Source organism: Pedobacter sp. MR2016-19, from assembly GCF_014947265.1.
GTDB lineage: Bacteria > Bacteroidota > Bacteroidia > Sphingobacteriales > Sphingobacteriaceae > Pedobacter.
Genome location: NZ_JADCNK010000002.1, coordinates 1 through 16955 on the forward strand (window position 1 = coordinate 1; position 16955 = coordinate 16955).

Sequence of the window (16955 nt, forward strand, 5' to 3'; positions counted from 1 at the left end):
CTAATACGTTAGAAAGCGTATATAGGACGTCATTCCTGTTTTTTTCAGGCCACAGACCTGATGGTTACTCGCAATGACGACCATTATATTGTAGTCTGTCTATGATGGCGTAATGGATTGCTTTTATTATTTCGATTTAAGCATTCCCCTAATTGCTTATTTTAAAGTTACATCCAGGTAAACAGAATGACGGCCATATGTTTCATAAAATGGTTTAAAAACAACGTTGTCAATCGTGAATCTTAGCTGCTTTGGATCACCCTCAATGGTTTTGCTAATGTCTTGTGCATTTAAGGTGATTTTACGCCATTCTTTTCTTGCTTCTGGTTCCTGGGCAGCAAGCAGTATGGGGCCATAAAATAAGCTGGCTATGTTCTGCTGGTCCATAACCGGATCAAGGTGGAATTGGAATGGCATTTTTAATTCTATCATATCGCCGTCTTTCCAATTACGGCTAATTTTCAGGTAACTGCCCGGGTTGGCCTGGAGCTTTTGTTCTTTACCATTAATTTTTACAAAAAAACCTTTAGTTGCCCATCCCGGTACCCGTACATTGAGGTCAAATTTTCCACTCCCTTTAATCGTTAGTTTGGTGTGGTCTTCTTTTGGGAAATCTGTTGTTTGTTCTATTCTTATATTGCGCGCTTTCCAGTCTAGTGTAGAAGGGATATACAGATTAACGTAAAGCGCCTGGTTATCCTTGCTTTTAAAATAAATTGAATTTTGTAATTTGGTACTGCTCTCTAATGCTGTACCGTTACAACAGGTAAAGCCTTTCATGTCCGGATTGCTAAATTGTTTAACAGAACCTGGTCTGAGCGGCACGTGATAGGTATTTGCCGGACTTTTTTCGGCAACTGATGCCAGGATATGATTGTACAGGCCACGTTCATAATAATCCATCAACTCTGCCTTTTGGTCGAAGAGGAACAGATCGCCTGTTAACTTAAGCATATTGTAGGTCGCACAGGTTTCATTCTGGCCCCCTTCAGAGAAACCATTTTCATACAGTGTTGATGGCTGGGCAGTAAAACACTCGGCATTAGCCGGATTACGTGCACCTGCAACACCTCCGATACTATACATGTATTCATTCACCATTTTGTGCCAAAAATTATCTGCCACTTTGTAATACTCAGGATTGTTGGCAACACGATACATTTCTATACTTCCCACCACCTGTGGGATATGTTGATTGGCATGCAACCCACGGAAATTGTCGACATTTTTCGCCAGGCCATTCGAATGTGCGGTATCGCCAAAGAATACTTTAATGTTATCAAATAATTGTGCTGTTTTAAGGTAGCGCTGTTCGCCAGTGATGCTGTACATGCGGGCCATTGACTCGTTCATTCCGCCAAACTCGCCGGCAATGTAGGTGTTCCACATCTTGATGAGCGTTTCTTGTGGCAACTGGCTTAAACGGGCATATACCCAGTCGCTCATGTTTACCGCTATTTTGAGGGCCTTTTTATTGCCACTTACTTCGTAAACATCAATTAAGCCTGCCAGGATTTTATGCAAGGTATAATAAGGTGCCCAGATCTGGTTATTCTGTCCGCCGTATTTAGCTCCTTTTTCCAGCATGATAAATTGATCGGGAGGGTAAGCGCTGATAAATCCTTTTCCCCAGTTCCAGTAATCGGTGCGGATGCCCTTATCGCTAAGGTCTGAATCAAAATCCGATTTGCCGGCTCCATGCGGAACAGCTGTAGGATCGGATACATATGGGCCGCCAGGGTTTTGTGGCTTTCCCGATAACATGGATAACTCGTAAAGTGTATTGATCATATCGTCCATCTTTTTCGCGAAATTAGCGTGGAGTGCCTTATCATAGCCTGTACCGGCATAAGCCTGTGCAATGGCAGAAAGATAATGGCCTGTAGCATGCCCTCTTAATTTAGTATCCTGACTATCCCAAACACCTAAGGGTTCTGCACCTTGAGGTTGTTTTTGACCAAAAGCATGGCGAAACATATACAAAAAGGAATTTGGATCGGTTTGAGCTAATGTTCTGATAAATTTATCACGGTTTTCGATAAATTTAGTTTCGTGTCCATGCGCATCGGTTTTAAGTGAAACCTGGTCCAGATGAAAAGCTTCCAGATTTGAAACCGGAGTGGTCTGCTCTTTTGACGCATTTATGGTAACAAATGCCTTTGGTTTAAAATCTGTTCCGGAAACCCGTCCGGTTACAGTATATTTTCCCGGTTTGAGAACAGCCGTATTGTCTATGTCAGAAGGCCATAACACCCGTACTTTTGGGCCTTTCAATCCGTTCTTGTAAGTCCCCTTAAGGTAACCTGGTAATCGCGGTAAATTCCCAACTGCTGTTTCTATTTCAATATCCTCAACATGCGTGAGGTAACTATTGTAAAGCTGTGCCTGGTTTCTATTAAAATGTGGAAGATCGTCCTCGCTTTTACCAACATTCACCGCAGTCTGCTGCGCGCCTTTCTGCGAATTGTTGTAAATTCCAGCAATCTGTCTGCTGGTAAGTGGAATGCGATAAATGCGGAAATCGTGCAACATGGCATTAAGATAGGGTGCGCCTGCCAACATCGATTTTCCGATATAGAGCAGTTTTTTGTCTTTTGATTGCTGATCAAATACGGCCGTCAGTTCTTGTGTGATATCTTTTGCTTCGGCTACAGGCTTGCCATTTACATAAGTGCTCATTGATTTTGAAGGCGCATCAATGACTACCGTAAGATAGACCCACTTGTTCATTTCGATGGCTGCCGAAACCGCTTCTTTGCTGTTGCGCTCATTCGTTTTTAGCTGCGCCAGGAAACCTTTCCGGATTTTGGTGCCTAGGGGTGCTGCAAAAAAATGTTTGCCGGCATCCTTTCCGAAATCAAAAAACGATTGTCCAACCTGGCCCGACCGTAAGTAGATCCATCCGGATATGCTGAGCGATTCTACATCAGCCAGTGCCTCTGATGGGATTGTAATAAAGGAATTGTCGTTCCCGGAAAGCGATAAAACCTTTCCAAAACGATTATCATTAACAAACTCGGGGTTGGTGCCCTGAAATTTGGCATGCAGATTATTTCTTGACCAGTCTTTTAAATCTCCATTAAAGATATACCGTGCACTCATTCCTGTTTCACCGATGCCATCAAGGATCTGGTCCCCATTTTGTGCAAGAACCGTGTTACTTGCCGCTGTAAAAACAGCAAGATATAGAATGGAGCGGAGCACTTTGTAAATTTTCATATTTAAGCTATTATCAATAATGAGGTCGTATCATAAAATAAGTTTTCCTGAGCGTTGTTACCCTGCGCTAAACCTTTACTGAGTTTGGCGATGTATCGAAATACCTCAGGTGGTGTTATGGCAGGTCTATCAGCTAGCGATGACAATTCTATATGATGATGCTCCCCGTAAATGTATCTGTTTATGCTATTTTTGGTTCATAAGGTTTTTTGCCGATCACCTTAATGAAGTTTAAAAGGTTATTTCCTAAAGATAAAATTAAGCAAAAGTAGTAAGGTATAAAGCGCTATAAATTGCAGGTATTGTGCATATTTTAACCTTATTTTATAATGGGGATCCAAAATTATTACCTATAGCGGTGTGAATTGATTCCCTTTGATCTTTTTTGTATCGTGTTATTCAGACTGCTATTTCCAGATACCAATAGTACTGAAAAATGCTTCAGGTTGATCTTCCACATTTATTACTAAAATATTCCAGGTACAAAAGGTTAAAATATTGATACTATACATTAATATACAACGGTAATCTGGGGTTTACTTCGTCTATATTTACATGCAGACCTATAAAGCCGTTTCCTAAAATTTGAGGTAACACTTAACTATGAAGAAAAAATATCTAAAGCCATTCATTTTATTCCTGTTGTGTTTTACTTTTCAAATCGTACTGGCGCAATCTGCAAAGGAGGCTGTGCTACATGGAAATCCAATTATCCCGGGTTATTTTGCAGATCCAACAGTAAAGAAGTTCGGAGATACCTATTATATATACGCTACAACAGATGGTAACGGTGGTGGTTTCGGTCCTTCTCAGGTATGGACATCTAAAGATTTTGTGAATTGGACCATGCAGGATATGAACTGGCCAACCACGCACTACTACTGGGCGCCAGATGTAACCCAGGGTGCTGACAGTAAATACTATTTGTATTATTGCCAGCCTGTTGAGATTTTTGGTGCTTCATCTGATACTCCTGTTGGTCCCTGGACATCGCTATTGCCTAAGGGTAAACCGATTGTATCTAATTTTATGGTGCCAAATGTGATTACGCTTGATGGACAGACTTTTAAAGATGATGATGGCCAGTATTATATGTATTGGGGCACCTGGGGCATTTATCCCAACCATGGTTGTGGAGTTGGTCTTTTAAATAAAGATATGAAATCCTTTTCCAGGCTGGCGCAGATTCCCAATACTGATGCAAAAGAGTTTTTCGAAGCACCCTTTGTGTTTAAAAGAAAAGGAATTTATTATTTGACCTATTCCTCTGGTTATTGTGAGGATGGCACTTACAGGGTTCAATATGCAACTGCAACCAACCCGATGGGGCCTTTTAAATATGCCGCTAATAACCCGATTTTATCTACAAATAAAGACGGAACGGTGCACGGGCCGGGGCACCAATCTGTATTGCAGCAAGGTGATGATTTTTACCTGGTTTATCACCGGCATAATAATCCGCATAATGATGGCGGTTACCACAGGCAGGTTGCAGTTGATAAAATGCTGTTTGATGATGAAGGGAATATACTGAAGATTTTACCTACACATACCGGAATTGGTTATCTGGCGAAAAATGCCAATCCACATCCAAATTTAGCACAAGGTAAAAAAGTGTCTGCATCCTCCAGCTATGATGAAAATTTTAAAGCAGAATTTGCTTTTGATGATGACAATGGAACATTATGGAAAGGTAAAAGTAATGTAGGGCCTGCCTGGGTGCAGGTAGATTTGGGAAAAACAGCGCATGTTAAAAGTATCCATACGCAGTTTGAATATGCCACCTGGTACTATCAATATAAGATCATGTATTCGGTTGACGGGAAAACATGGAAAACATATGCCGATCGCAGCAGAAATACACAACATGGGAGCCCAATGATTGATTTCGGAAATATTAAGGCGAGGTATCTTCGCACAATGGTTTTACAGACGGAATATCCGGGATTGAATAAAGCGATATGGAATATTAAGGTTTTCGATGATGCGGAATATCATCCGGTAATGAATACCAAAATTAAAAAATGGCAACCTTTAAAAGCTTTTGAACCAAAAGGTTTATTGGTAGACCTGGCATTAGATAATCTCCGTACGGGCGCCGTTATAGCAAGCGTTCAAAATAAAGGAAAGTTGGGAGGGGATTTTGTGGCTGGTGGAATAACTAAACCCATTACCTCCATGATTGGAGGCAAAAAAGCATTGATTTTTACTGGTCAGGAGCGCTTATCTTCATCAGTTCCTGCACCACAGTCACTGCTTGGAAACAGCAGTTATAGTGTAAGTATGTGGGTTTTAAATCCGGAGATTGATAAAGAAGAAACCATTATTTCGTGGACAGGGCGGGGAGGGGTTAATTTAAGTAATGCTGCTGTTGGTTATGGGAATAGTAAGACTGCCGGCGCAATAACCCACCTGGGATGGGCAGATTTAGGATATAAGCATTTGCCAAAAGCTAATGAATGGCATCTGATCAGCATTGTTTTTGACGGTACAATGGAGCATATCTATGTTGACGGGGAATTGGATAGGAGCGAAAGAAGGATGCTTTTTATCAATAAGCTCAAACATTTTCTAATCGGCGGAAATGAAGATGGAAGTGCAGGATTTTCAGGTGCATTGGCTTCATTAAAAATTTATGATGTGCCGCTAAGCCATGAAGAAATTAAAGCGACCTATCAAAAAGGGCTACGCAATAATACCGCGCTATATGTAGAGGCGAAAAATCTCGACTATGGCAATCTAAATAAATGGACCAACAACGGGGCTGCTTTAGGGGAACTTGTAATTAGGGGAAAGGCAGAAGTTGCTGATGTAAATGGGAAAATAGCGGTGGTGTTGCACAGTAAGGGTAAATTGCTTCTTAGCAATGAAATGTCTGAAACACCAGATTTTTCAAAACCTTTTTGCGCCATTTTTTCATTGTATTCGCAAGCCGGATCAAAAGCAGATTTATTTTTCGGCAAAGGAAATAAAACCGCCAGGATAGCGGGAACCGGAAAGTGGCAGCAGGTGATCTGTACTTATTATAAAAGGAAATTCAAGGTTTTTGTAAATGGTAAATTAGCCGGAAATATTGATTCCCCTAAAAGGCAAAAAGATCAGCGTATTTTAATCGGATCTGCAACGAAAGGAACTTCAGTAGCCATATCTTCAATTTCTGTGTTTAATTATGGCCTTGATGATAGCAGTTGTAAGACGGAATTTAATTTTTGGAAACAGACACTAAATAACCACCTCACAAATGCATCATTCGCCTCTAAACCATCAGCTGTTACGCCAAATATGGTTGATATGGCTGCGGATAAACCAATGTTGCCGGGTACCAATTTTGAATACCTTTTTAAACGTGATGGGGATGAAAATGCCCAAAAATGGTTAAGGTCTTCAGTTTATACTGATTTTACTGTTGCGCCAGAAAAGCACTATACTTACACCGTAAAGGTTAGAGATAACTTTGGCAATGTTACCAAAACCTCTTTGCCTTCCGCCGTTACAACAGATTCTACACTTTTTGTAATCAGAAAGCAAAATGGAGCGGCATTATCAGTTCCGGCAAGAGCAGATGGTTTGAAAGGAACTTCCTGGTACGGTTTGATGGGAAATGCGGACACCGTTGCCCAGCATTCCGGGGCATTGAAGTTGGTCTCGCACAATACATTTTGGGATGGATCAATGGCAACAGGGCCATTTGCTTACAACAAAGTGGAAGGCGATTTTACTGCCGAGGTAGTGCTATCGGATATGTTAGGGCTGAACCAAAAGAAAACTTATGGTGCAAATGAGGCCGGTATAATGGTCAAAGAACCATCAAGTAAAGCTAAGCTTGTACAAAATGGCGTTATGCCAGGCTGGGGTGTCGGAAACATCGTAACTGATTTTAACTCGGGGGAACGCAAACAGTTGAATAACCTAGCGGGATGGGCTTTTTATCGTCATTTACAAATACAAAGGCAGGGAAATCTATTTTTTATGCGTGGCAGCCATGATGGAAAGGCCTGGGTAAATCTTCCCGGCAGTCCGATCAAAAGAGATGATATGAGTAGCGGAGTTTTAGAGGTGGGCGTTTATCATGCTACCTATGGTGATATTTCTGGTTATGCATCATTCAGTGATTTTAAGATCATCCAAAAGAAATAAAAGAGACAAATAAATAATTGTTATTGAGAGTGGCTGACCAAATTTGTCGTTAAGTTAAGCGCCGCGGTTGGTCAGTCTGAGCGTAGTCGAAGACTTCCTGAGATTTTGATAAATTGCAAATAAATGCCCTTCGACTACGCTACCATAGACAGAATCTATCAGTACGGTCGTAATTCTCGCGCAGGCGGGAATCTTAAAGCGCTTGTATTACGATTATTCATAAGTTTCCCTTGTTTCAAAGGCATTCATGAGCACTCTGTGGTTCCCAATCAAGTTGGGAATGACGATTCCTCGCAGCCTATAATCTATAATCCGCTAAAAAATCTTTCATTCATGTTGATTTTAAACCATAAATTACCCCTCAGGGTGATATCTTTTGAGATTTATCCCTTAACTTAATGACATTTACCCGAAGGCTTTGCGAAGCAAAATCTTTTAAATTTGATTTCAATAAATAGTACAAAGATCTCTCCACTCCGCGTTGCTCCGGTCGAGATGAACGCCCATTCTATTGTAATCTGTCAATGAAGCCTTAAAAACGGCCATGTTGTAAACAGAAAACCCAGGACCGTTTTTACACGACCTGGGCCTCATCATTGTTAACTTAACTAACTAAGGTTTTTTCGTAACTGAGGGTATTTGGATCGCTACGGTATAGCTGCCTGCTGCTAAAGCCTTGAAACCAAAAAAAACTGGATTGGCATTTCTGTTCTCTACAGTAAATCTTGCGGGGATCCGGTAATAATTTCCGGTTCCGTTGGCGCCATCTTTAATCGGAAAGCCGTTAGGAAGATCAAGGAACTCCCATTCTAATGCAGAGGATGTTCTTACAAGTGGAAAATAGGGGTTCATCTGAGAAAAGTTACCTCGATCGCCTCTGGTAGTTACCTGTCCGGCAGAAGGATCAAAAGCCGCACCATTTTTGTCTAAAAATACAAACCTGATCTTATTAGGGCCTTTATTGTCGTATGTAACGGTTATGGGCAAGTTTATCCTGTCGCTGAAGCCTGTTTCAGCATCCGGATCAGAGGTGGTCACAAACGGTCCAGCGTCCAGGGCAAAATACGTCTTTGGCAATAGCTGTATCCTGCATGCATTTAAAATCTGGCGGGTACCTTTGATGTTGCTCACCTCCACATCAATTACATAATTGCCGGTAGCAACAAATGCTGTTGCCTGGGAGAGTGATATTCTTCCCCCAATTTCACTCACCTCCAGGGGTAAAGCTGGTTTAAGTGTGATTTTTTTATTTACCAATGCAACGGTTGAATCTGCACTGGTAATCTGACCAAGAAACTGTTTAATCGTAAACTCTTTTGTCATTTCGGGGGCCGGCTGCCCGGTATCTGAGTTCCTAACGGCAAGAAGTTTAACCTTTACCGGTCCGGTGGTTCCGTCTAATTCAATCGAGTTAGAATTTGTTACATTTCCCTGGGTAGCAATTAAAGGGTTTGGACTGTAAAACATATAGTCGCTGATGAAACCCTTTTCCACCTTTTTACAACCGAAAAAAATGCCGGTCAAAGTTAGCGCAGATATGGATGAAATTAATAATATTTTCTTCATGATTTTTACCTGTTATGATTCCACGTTAGAATCTGATGAATGTATGGTTGTTGCTCAGCACATGTAGCATGCCGCCAGATGATGGTTCTATATCGGTGGTCTGGCATTGTGCTTTAAGGTCTACGTTTGGATCATTGGGCTGTGCAGTTACATTTGGCGGATCCAGACTCCCCCTTACCCTGATGTAATAAAGATAATATATCGGTGCTGATGACCAGGATTCAGAAGGTTTTGGTTGAAGAATGCGTTGTACCGCCGTTTTTGTATTCGCACTATTGGGTACCACAGTGGCCTCCATGGGTGTAGATGCAAGGGTAACGCGGCTTTTTGACATGTATATACGCAACGAATCAGCAGTAATGTCTTTATACATATCCGTTAGCGTATAGTTATTGTTTTCATTAATTAACCTTACTGAATCTCTTTTTATTTTCAGGTACCTGTTTATTGAATAGTTAGTTGGTGCAAAAAATGTGGCCGTTTCGTCCACTTCATTTTTCAGATTATAGTGATCAATCACCATAATCAACGTATCAAACAGATGATATTTATGTTGCTTTAAATATTCATAGGTGGTTAATGGTGATTTAGCATTACTCAAACCCCCATCAGTAAGGTAACTGCTTTTTTTGCAGCTGTTCAGGTAGATCAACCCGAAACAGCCGATTATAAGATATATTAATTTATGCTTCATGTTTTTATAGCTTGGAACTCCAAAAAGGGGTTTGTGTTAATTTTTTATTAATAACCATCAAGGCTGGATCAAGTGGCCAATAGTATTTACCTGCATCAAAATCTGATTTATTCATTTTGTTGTCACCGAAATTCATTATCCCGGTTTGTCTCCCCAAGCGTACCAGGTCATAAAACCGGTGACCCTCTAAAAAGAGTTCTCTGCCTCTTTCTGCAATTACCTCAGCAAACAGATCCGCATCGTTACCTGACCAGGCCGATAAACCGGCTTGGCTACGTACTTCGTTCAGCACTGTTCTTGAAGATACATTTTCACCCAATGCAGCCAGTGCCTCAGCTTTTAATAATTTAATATCAGCCAGGCGAAAAATGATGATATTGTTATGAGCTATCGGTATTACCACATTCTGTCCGTTTGCATAAGTAATGTTCGAATACTTAATGCAGATCGGATCTGTAGAACTTGTCAAAGCAAATGCATTTTGAAACCTTTTATCTGACTGATCACTGAAAAGTGCAGTTAAAGTGGTTTTATTTAAGGTGAACAGGGCATTATCCGTTCTGGTGGTCAGGTAGGGAGCCTTTAAGGTGAAATTGGCGATTCCGCCGGTACTTCCTTCATTCTCATCACTTTGCGCAATCTCAAAAATACCTTCTGTAGATCTCCCTTTGAAAATGGTAAGGTAATTATCGCGGTTTACGTATTGGTAAAAATTCTGCCCGATAAGCTTATCGATGGTATCATTACAATTCCGGTAATCTCCTTGCCAGGCATAGATATGAGCGAGCAGGGCATAAGCAGCACCCTTATTGGCTCTTACTGCTTTGTTAGCCGGATTGGTATAGTTCCAACTTAAAATGCTTATGGCCATATTCACATCTGAAATACATTGGCTGATGACATCTGCTGCTTTAGTACGCGGTATATCCACGGCATCAGCTATAGCCATAGACTTGGTAACTAAAGGTACATCACCCCAAATGCGTGTCATGTAAAAATAATTGAAAGCCCTTAAAAAATAAGCTTCACCTATCAGGCTGTTTTTTGTGGTAGATGAAGAAAACTTATCATCAGGAATGGTAGGTATAAAGCTGAGACACCGGTTTGCCTGGTCAATGGCGCTATAAAAAGTATCATATCTTCTCATCTGCATCATGTTGTCGTCAGTATTGGAACTTGGTACCGATATAGCCCATTCTATGCGGTTAATATTGTCAAACCGGTAAAAATTAGCTGCCGAGAATTCATCAGTAGGAAGATCTCCATAAGCATAAAAGGCTAAACCCGAAGCTTTATTTAAAGTTTTTCGCAGTAAAGCATAACCACTGGCAATGCCCTTGTCTGCATCCGCTTCATTTTTCCAGAAAGTCTGATCCGTTGAAACACTAACTGGTTTCAGATCCAGAAACTTTTTACAGGAGGCTGCTGCAAATACGGATAGTGCGCAGCAGGTATATATTATTAATTTTTTCATTGTAGTCAAATTAGAATGTTAAATCGAGTCCGAAGGTGTATTTTTTAGGGATTGGGTAATCATTTCCACCAGAGTAACCATCAATTCCAACAGCTTCGGGATCTGGGACAGAAGAACGCGACCATACTTTAACGTTATCCATTACACCATAAAACCTGATCATATTTAAACCCAGTTTTTTGGTTAGTTTCTGAGGCAGCATATATCCTAGCCTGATGTTCTTGATTCTGATAAAACTGGCATCTTCTACATATATACTTTGGGCAATGTGCCATTTATCTACACTATTGGTAATCAACCCCGGAAATTTTGTTACATCACCTGGTTTCGACCAGAAATTGCTCACATCAAAGTTAGAGGCGGGGCCTGAACGTGGCCCCCAGTAATAGTACGGGTTATCTGTTCCGGCATCCTGAAGCTTATCAGAAAGATAACCGTTCTTTAAACTCCTGCCGGAGATAAAGGTTACCAATACATCAAGCGAAAATCCTTTGTATGAAAAAGAGTTGTTTAAACCACCGATAATGTCTGGATTAGGATTACCATAAGAAATGTAATCATTGTAATCAATGTTATAATCCCCGTTCTGGTCTATCCTGATCGGATCGCCTGCAGAAAACTGGCTTCCTCCAAACTGGGTGATTCTTTTACCGGTTTTGGGATCAACTGGCACATCTGAATCTCTTGAATACACGCCCCTTACATCCCACACTTTATAAGTGAAAAGTGGTTCGCCCACACTAAGTGTTTGCTGTAGCCATGGTGGACCAAAGGTAAAATCTCTTCCACCGTTAGGTAGCTTGGTTACAAAGTTATTGTTATAAGCGAGATTGAAGTTAGTACTCCATTGAAATTTGGACGATTGACCCAGATTCCGGGTGGTCAGCGTGAGCTCAATTCCGGTATTTCTCAAATCAACAAAGTTGTTTGAAATTTGCGAATAACCCGATGTTAATGGTACAGCTACCTGGAAAACTTTACTTTTAGAGTCGCGAATATAATAATCTGCCGTCAAAGTGATCCTGTCTTTCAAGAAACCTAAATCTATACCGGCATTAAACTGAGGGCTTCTTTCCCAGGTGATAGATGTAGAAGAAGCAGGAGAATAATAGTCGGGATATAGTACCTGCGTACCATTATAAGTAGTTTGTGAGCCAAATTGTCCATTACCTAATACAGATGTAGTGTAATTGGCATTTGATATTAAAGGCTGGTATTGTGCGTAATAAGCGCCTGGGTCGTTTCCAGTAATACCATAGCTTGCCCTGAATTTTAAGTAAGAAACAATATTTTTAACGGGGTTGAAAAAGCTTTCTTCTGATGCATTCCAGCCTGCTGATATTGATGGAAATGCGCCCCACCGATTATTGGCTGCATATCTGGAAGAAGCATCTGCCCGGTAAACAGCCTGCAATAAATATCTGCCTTTATAGTCATATACAAAACTACCCATCCAGGATAAACGCGAACGTTCCTGTACATCGTTAGAAACAAATAAATTAGGGCCTGATGCAATGCCGGTAACTGTTTTTACTGCATCAGCATTGCCAACGCTGCTACTGTAGCTGTTGTTCGCAATATTTTTTTCCATTCCCTGCAATAAAACTACGTTGAAATTATGGCCGCTTTTCAACGATTTTGAATAATTTAAAGTGTTTTCAAGTTCCCAGCGATTATTTTGGTAAATAAAACCATATGCTTCATTTTGTCCACTGTTACTTAGCAGGTAGGGTTTAAAATAACTTCGTGTATTATTATTAATGTTATAAGATATGGTACTCTTCAGGTTTAATCCGGGTAATATGGTGTATTGTGCCATTGTATTTCCGTTTAAACTTGTTGTACGGTCATCATCACGCAGTTCAGCGTATCTTCCGGTATACAATTGTTGCTCGGCGTCGCCTATTTTCCAGAAAGAGGATGGAAATCCCCACGTGGTAAAGGGATATTTATTCTGATCACCCTGTCCATGTTTGGCTTTGGTTAAACCCACAAAAAGATTGGTTTGTACCAATAAGTTTTTAGTGGGTAACACTTGTAGAAATAAACTTGGTGTGGTTCGGGTAATGTCATATCCTTTCATTACTCCCTCCTCATAATACCGGTTAAAAGAAAAGCGGTAAGAAAATTTATCGCTCGCTGCTGCAATGCTGGCATCTATGTTACTAATTTGCCCCGTTTGAAGGAAAAGGCCTTGCCAGTCGGTATTGTTATTAAAGGCGCTATTTAAACTATCAGTAAGCATCATGTTTAAATTGCCTAACTTGTCATACGGTGCATTGCCGCCGTAAAGCAAGTCCATTTTAAGCCTTCTTTCAGCCGTTCCGGTTTGAATAGGTTTTAGTGCCGGTTTGTTAGCAATACCAAAATAACTTGCTACCCTGATCTGAGGTGGAGCGCCCATAACTGCACGCTTTGTCTTTACAATAATAACACCGTTGGCCGCCCTGGCACCATAAACGGCTGAGGCAGATGCATCCTTAAGTACATCGACAGATTCGATGTCGTTGGGATTGATTGCCTGTAAGGGGCTGCTTCCATAGGCTGACCCAATATCATTGACATCATAAATCACACCATCGATAACGTATAAGGGCGAACTGCTTTGGCCTAGGTTTACATTACTTGCTCCACGGATGTTAACGATGTTGTTTCCTCCGGGCTCTCCCGAAGTACTCAAGACCGTCAGGCCCGCAACCCTTCCCTGCAGCATGGCATCAAATGTAGAGTAAGGTGTATTTTCAAAATCTTTTCCTTTTACAGAAGATATAGCGCCAGCTGTTTTTTTTCTCTGGATATTCTGATAACCTATGGCAACCACCTCATCCAAAGAGTTGTTATCTTCCGCAAGCTCAATATTAATGCTTGTCTGGCCTGCAGCAGAAACTTCTTTTGACTTATAGCCAACAATGCTTATCGTCAACATTGAAGAGCCTTCTTTTAAGGTCAGCGAGAAGTTTCCCTTGGTATCCGAAGAGGTACCGTTTGTTGTACCCTTTTGTTTGATAGATGCCCCGGGTAAAGGCTGATTTTTTCCGTCAGTTACTGTTCCGGTAACTTTGTTTTGTGCGAAGCTAAGAAAGGGTACCATGAGGAATATGATGATGCCCAGGAACTTACTCCGCCTTAAAGTAAGGTTTAATTTCATTAGTTTATTGGTTAGTTTAAGCGTTGTAGTAACGTTTATAAATTTACCCATTAATGACTTGCTGGTAATGAATATTTTACCCTATTCGAATCATTTTTTAACCAGTTTAAAGGAAAATAAATCTCCTCGCTTTGTTACCTTATCATCTGATTTAAGCTTTTCTATTATTTATTGACACCAGATATTATTGAAAGTATTTCTAACAAAAAAACTCCCTATTCCATTAAAGAAATAGGGAGTTTTTTTGTCATTAGTGATTATTCTACCGTCCACTCATGCACGCCTGTTGCTTGTTCTACCGGAAGCCTTATTTCCATCCTTAAAGCAGAAGTACTTACTGGTTTGAATTTTACCACATTCCATTTATCCTTGCTGATCTCATAAGGAGATATTGATTCTACGGGGATCCATTGTTCGCCTTTTTTGTAAAGCAGCCTGTAAGAGGCTGGAATTCGACAGCCGCCCCAGGGGCCATCATCATACCAGTAAACTTTAGATTCGCTGACAGTCTGCTCCGATTCAAAATTATATTGCAGAAATTCGTCGGTGTTTTTTGCGGGCCACCAGTGCAGGTAGGGAAAATTTGTATCTTTTGAATTGGCAGGTTCGTACTGATCTTTGATTGCCGAGAGCATTCTCTTGTTTTTTATTGAGCCTGATACCTGACTTCTGCTTGCTATGGTTGGTGCAGGTTTTGGCATTGCTGCTGATTGCTCATAAGGTATCCATACTGTCATTTCGCTTGGCCCCCTGTTTGCCCAGGCATAATATGGAATGGCCTTAACATCCTGAGCGGTTACCAAAAGGCTGTCGCTTTTTATTTGCCGTTTTGTACTTTGGCCTTTAATATTGATTACTTCTACACCATCGAGAAGGTTTTGCTCGTAATGAGAAGAAGCAATTGCATTCTTACCGACCATAATATTCTGTACCAGGCTGTCTTTGTTGTCTGGGCCTTCAAGGCAGTAAACAACAGGTCCGCGTTGCAGTACAAAACGTGAAGCATCGTCTTTAACGTTTTTGTTAGCGATCACTTTGTCAGTTTCCATGGGTAGATTTAAGAAAACTTTATCGCCTTTTTTCCATTTTCTTGTTAAAACAGCATAGCCTTTTTCTGGAATAAACGAAGTGGCCTCCCCATTGATTGAAATCTTTACCGGAGTTGATTTTTTATCTATAAATGAATAAAGACTTCCAGGCGATGCCTCTTGGGCTGCCCAGCCCGGAATCCGGATTCTTAAAGTAAAAACAGCAGTTTTTTCCGGGTCGATATTGATGGTTACCTCTCCTTTCCAGGGATAGTCTGTAGTTTGTGTGATTTCTACCTTGGTAGCGGCAAGGGCAATTGTACTGGTGTTGCCCATAAACAGGTTTACATACAGGTCGTTTTTATCCTGTGCATACACATAACCTGGCAGAGAAGGTAAAAAGCGGGCCATATTACTAATGCAACATGCGCAACTGATCCACGCGCTCCGCTGATGCTGAAACATGGATGCTAATGGGTTTGGATAAAAGAAACGATCGCCATTTAACGAAACGCCAGATAATAATCCATTATATAAAGTTCTTTCCAATACGTCAACGTATTTAGAATCCCCATGCAACAGGAACATTCTTTCATTCCAGTAAACATTTCCAATGGCGGCGCAGGTTTCCGCATAAGCGGACATATTTGGTAATTGGTAAGCTTCTCCGAAAGCCTCACCAGCTCCTGTAGCACCAATACCACCGGTAATATATAATTTTTTATTTACTACGTCTCCCCAAATATCGTCAATAGCAGACAGGTATTTTGTATCTCCGGTAAGCGCAGCAATATCTGCCATTCCCGTATACATATAGGCTGCTCTCACGGCATGGCCAACAGCTGTATGCTGATCGGTAACTTTTTCATGTGCCTGATTATATTCATCGCCTTTCGGACCCCTCACGTCCAGGAAAAACTTTGCAAGGTCCAGATATTTTTGATTACCGGTAACCCGGTACATTTTGGATAGCCCGATTTCTACAATCTGGTGGCCCGGGTATTCTTCTATTTTTCCGGGACCGAAGGTTTTTACCAAAAGGTTTGCATTTCTAATGGCAATGTTTAATAGTGTTTTTTTACCGGTTGCCTGATAATGGGCCACAGCAGCCTCGTAAAGGTGTCCTGCATTATAAAGCTCGTGACTTAATACCTCTTCTTTCTCCCAACGTTTAGCGCCGATCCATTCGTGTGGTTTTTTTGCATTAACCGTTCTGAAAGTAAATAAATATCCATCGGGTTCTTGTGCACCGCCAATTATGCTGATAAGCGTATCAATATAAGCTTCAAGCTTTGGATTTGCTTTATTCTGAATCGAATAGGATGCGCCCTCAATTGCTTTGTATACATCGGTATCATCAAACGGAAATTCACTCATCTTATCTCCACTCATTTTTTTTCCTGCCCTCAGAAAATTATCCATTCTGCCATTTGCTTTACATTGTGCAATTACATAGGGGATAGTTACTTGTGCATTGATCTCCATTTTTGGCTGCCAAAAGTTATCCTCAACATGAACCTTTGTAAACGCCACGGGCTTGATCGGATAATCTTTCTTTTGCGCAAACGTATTGAATGCCAATGAGATTAATAATGTGCAAAATAGGAGTAACTGATTTGTTTTATTCTTCATGCCTATCTGGTTATTTAAGGATTTTGTGTTCATTGTATAAAGCTGACTATTCAAAAT

Annotated in this window: 7 protein-coding genes; 1 reads left to right on the top strand and 6 read right to left on the bottom strand. The window is 40.9% G+C overall.

The window, feature by feature from the left end; translation table 11 throughout:
* Positions 1 to 156: 156 nt before the first annotated feature.
* A complete protein-coding gene (locus tag IM793_RS02505) occupies positions 157 to 3219 on the bottom strand; it encodes a beta-L-arabinofuranosidase domain-containing protein (protein ID WP_193419594.1) in 3063 nt (1020 codons plus the stop codon).
* A gap of 603 nt (positions 3220 to 3822) precedes the next feature.
* Between IM793_RS02505 and IM793_RS02510 the strand changes: the two genes are divergently transcribed.
* A complete protein-coding gene (locus tag IM793_RS02510) occupies positions 3823 to 7356 on the top strand; it encodes a family 43 glycosylhydrolase (protein WP_193419595.1) in 3534 nt (1177 codons plus the stop codon).
* A 612-nt stretch (positions 7357 to 7968) separates the two neighbouring features.
* Here IM793_RS02510 and IM793_RS02515 read toward each other — a convergent pair.
* The 5 genes from IM793_RS02515 to IM793_RS02535 all read right to left on the bottom strand — a co-directional run bounded on the left by IM793_RS02515 (position 7969) and on the right by IM793_RS02535 (position 16898).
* On the bottom strand, positions 7969 to 8922 hold the full coding sequence (locus tag IM793_RS02515) for a hypothetical protein (protein ID WP_193419596.1): 954 nt from the start codon (positions 8920 to 8922) through the stop codon (positions 7969 to 7971).
* A gap of 25 nt (positions 8923 to 8947) precedes the next feature.
* The gene (locus tag IM793_RS02520; RefSeq protein WP_193419597.1) at positions 8948 to 9616 is read right to left on the bottom strand and encodes a hypothetical protein; all 669 of its coding nucleotides are present in this window, start codon (positions 9614 to 9616) and stop codon (positions 8948 to 8950) included.
* Positions 9617 to 9620: 4 nt separating this feature from the next.
* Positions 9621 to 11090 (bottom strand): RagB/SusD family nutrient uptake outer membrane protein, encoded by a 1470-nt coding sequence (locus tag IM793_RS02525; protein WP_193419598.1) that lies wholly within the window; start codon positions 11088 to 11090, stop codon positions 9621 to 9623.
* A 10-nt stretch (positions 11091 to 11100) separates the two neighbouring features.
* On the bottom strand, positions 11101 to 14238 hold the full coding sequence (locus IM793_RS02530; protein WP_193419599.1) for a SusC/RagA family TonB-linked outer membrane protein: 3138 nt from the start codon (positions 14236 to 14238) through the stop codon (positions 11101 to 11103).
* Between the two features lie 257 nt (positions 14239 to 14495).
* Positions 14496 to 16898, bottom strand: a complete 2403-nt coding sequence (locus IM793_RS02535) for a glycoside hydrolase family 127 protein (protein WP_193419600.1) — start codon at positions 16896 to 16898, stop codon at positions 14496 to 14498.
* Positions 16899 to 16955 lie beyond the last annotated feature (57 nt).

Excerpts from the sequence above, each read along its gene's own strand:
- IM793_RS02535 (WP_193419600.1), bottom strand. The coding sequence starts at position 16,898 with ATGAAGAATAAAACAAATCAGTTACTCCTATTTTGCACATTATTAATC.
- IM793_RS02515 (WP_193419596.1), bottom strand. The coding sequence starts at position 8,922 with ATGAAGAAAATATTATTAATTTCATCCATATCTGCGCTAACTTTGACC.
- IM793_RS02525 (WP_193419598.1), bottom strand. The coding sequence starts at position 11,090 with ATGAAAAAATTAATAATATATACCTGCTGCGCACTATCCGTATTTGCA.
- IM793_RS02510 (WP_193419595.1), top strand. The coding sequence starts at position 3,823 with ATGAAGAAAAAATATCTAAAGCCATTCATTTTATTCCTGTTGTGTTTT.
- IM793_RS02530 (WP_193419599.1), bottom strand. The coding sequence starts at position 14,238 with ATGAAATTAAACCTTACTTTAAGGCGGAGTAAGTTCCTGGGCATCATC.
- IM793_RS02520 (WP_193419597.1), bottom strand. The coding sequence starts at position 9,616 with ATGAAGCATAAATTAATATATCTTATAATCGGCTGTTTCGGGTTGATC.
- IM793_RS02505 (WP_193419594.1), bottom strand. The coding sequence starts at position 3,219 with ATGAAAATTTACAAAGTGCTCCGCTCCATTCTATATCTTGCTGTTTTT.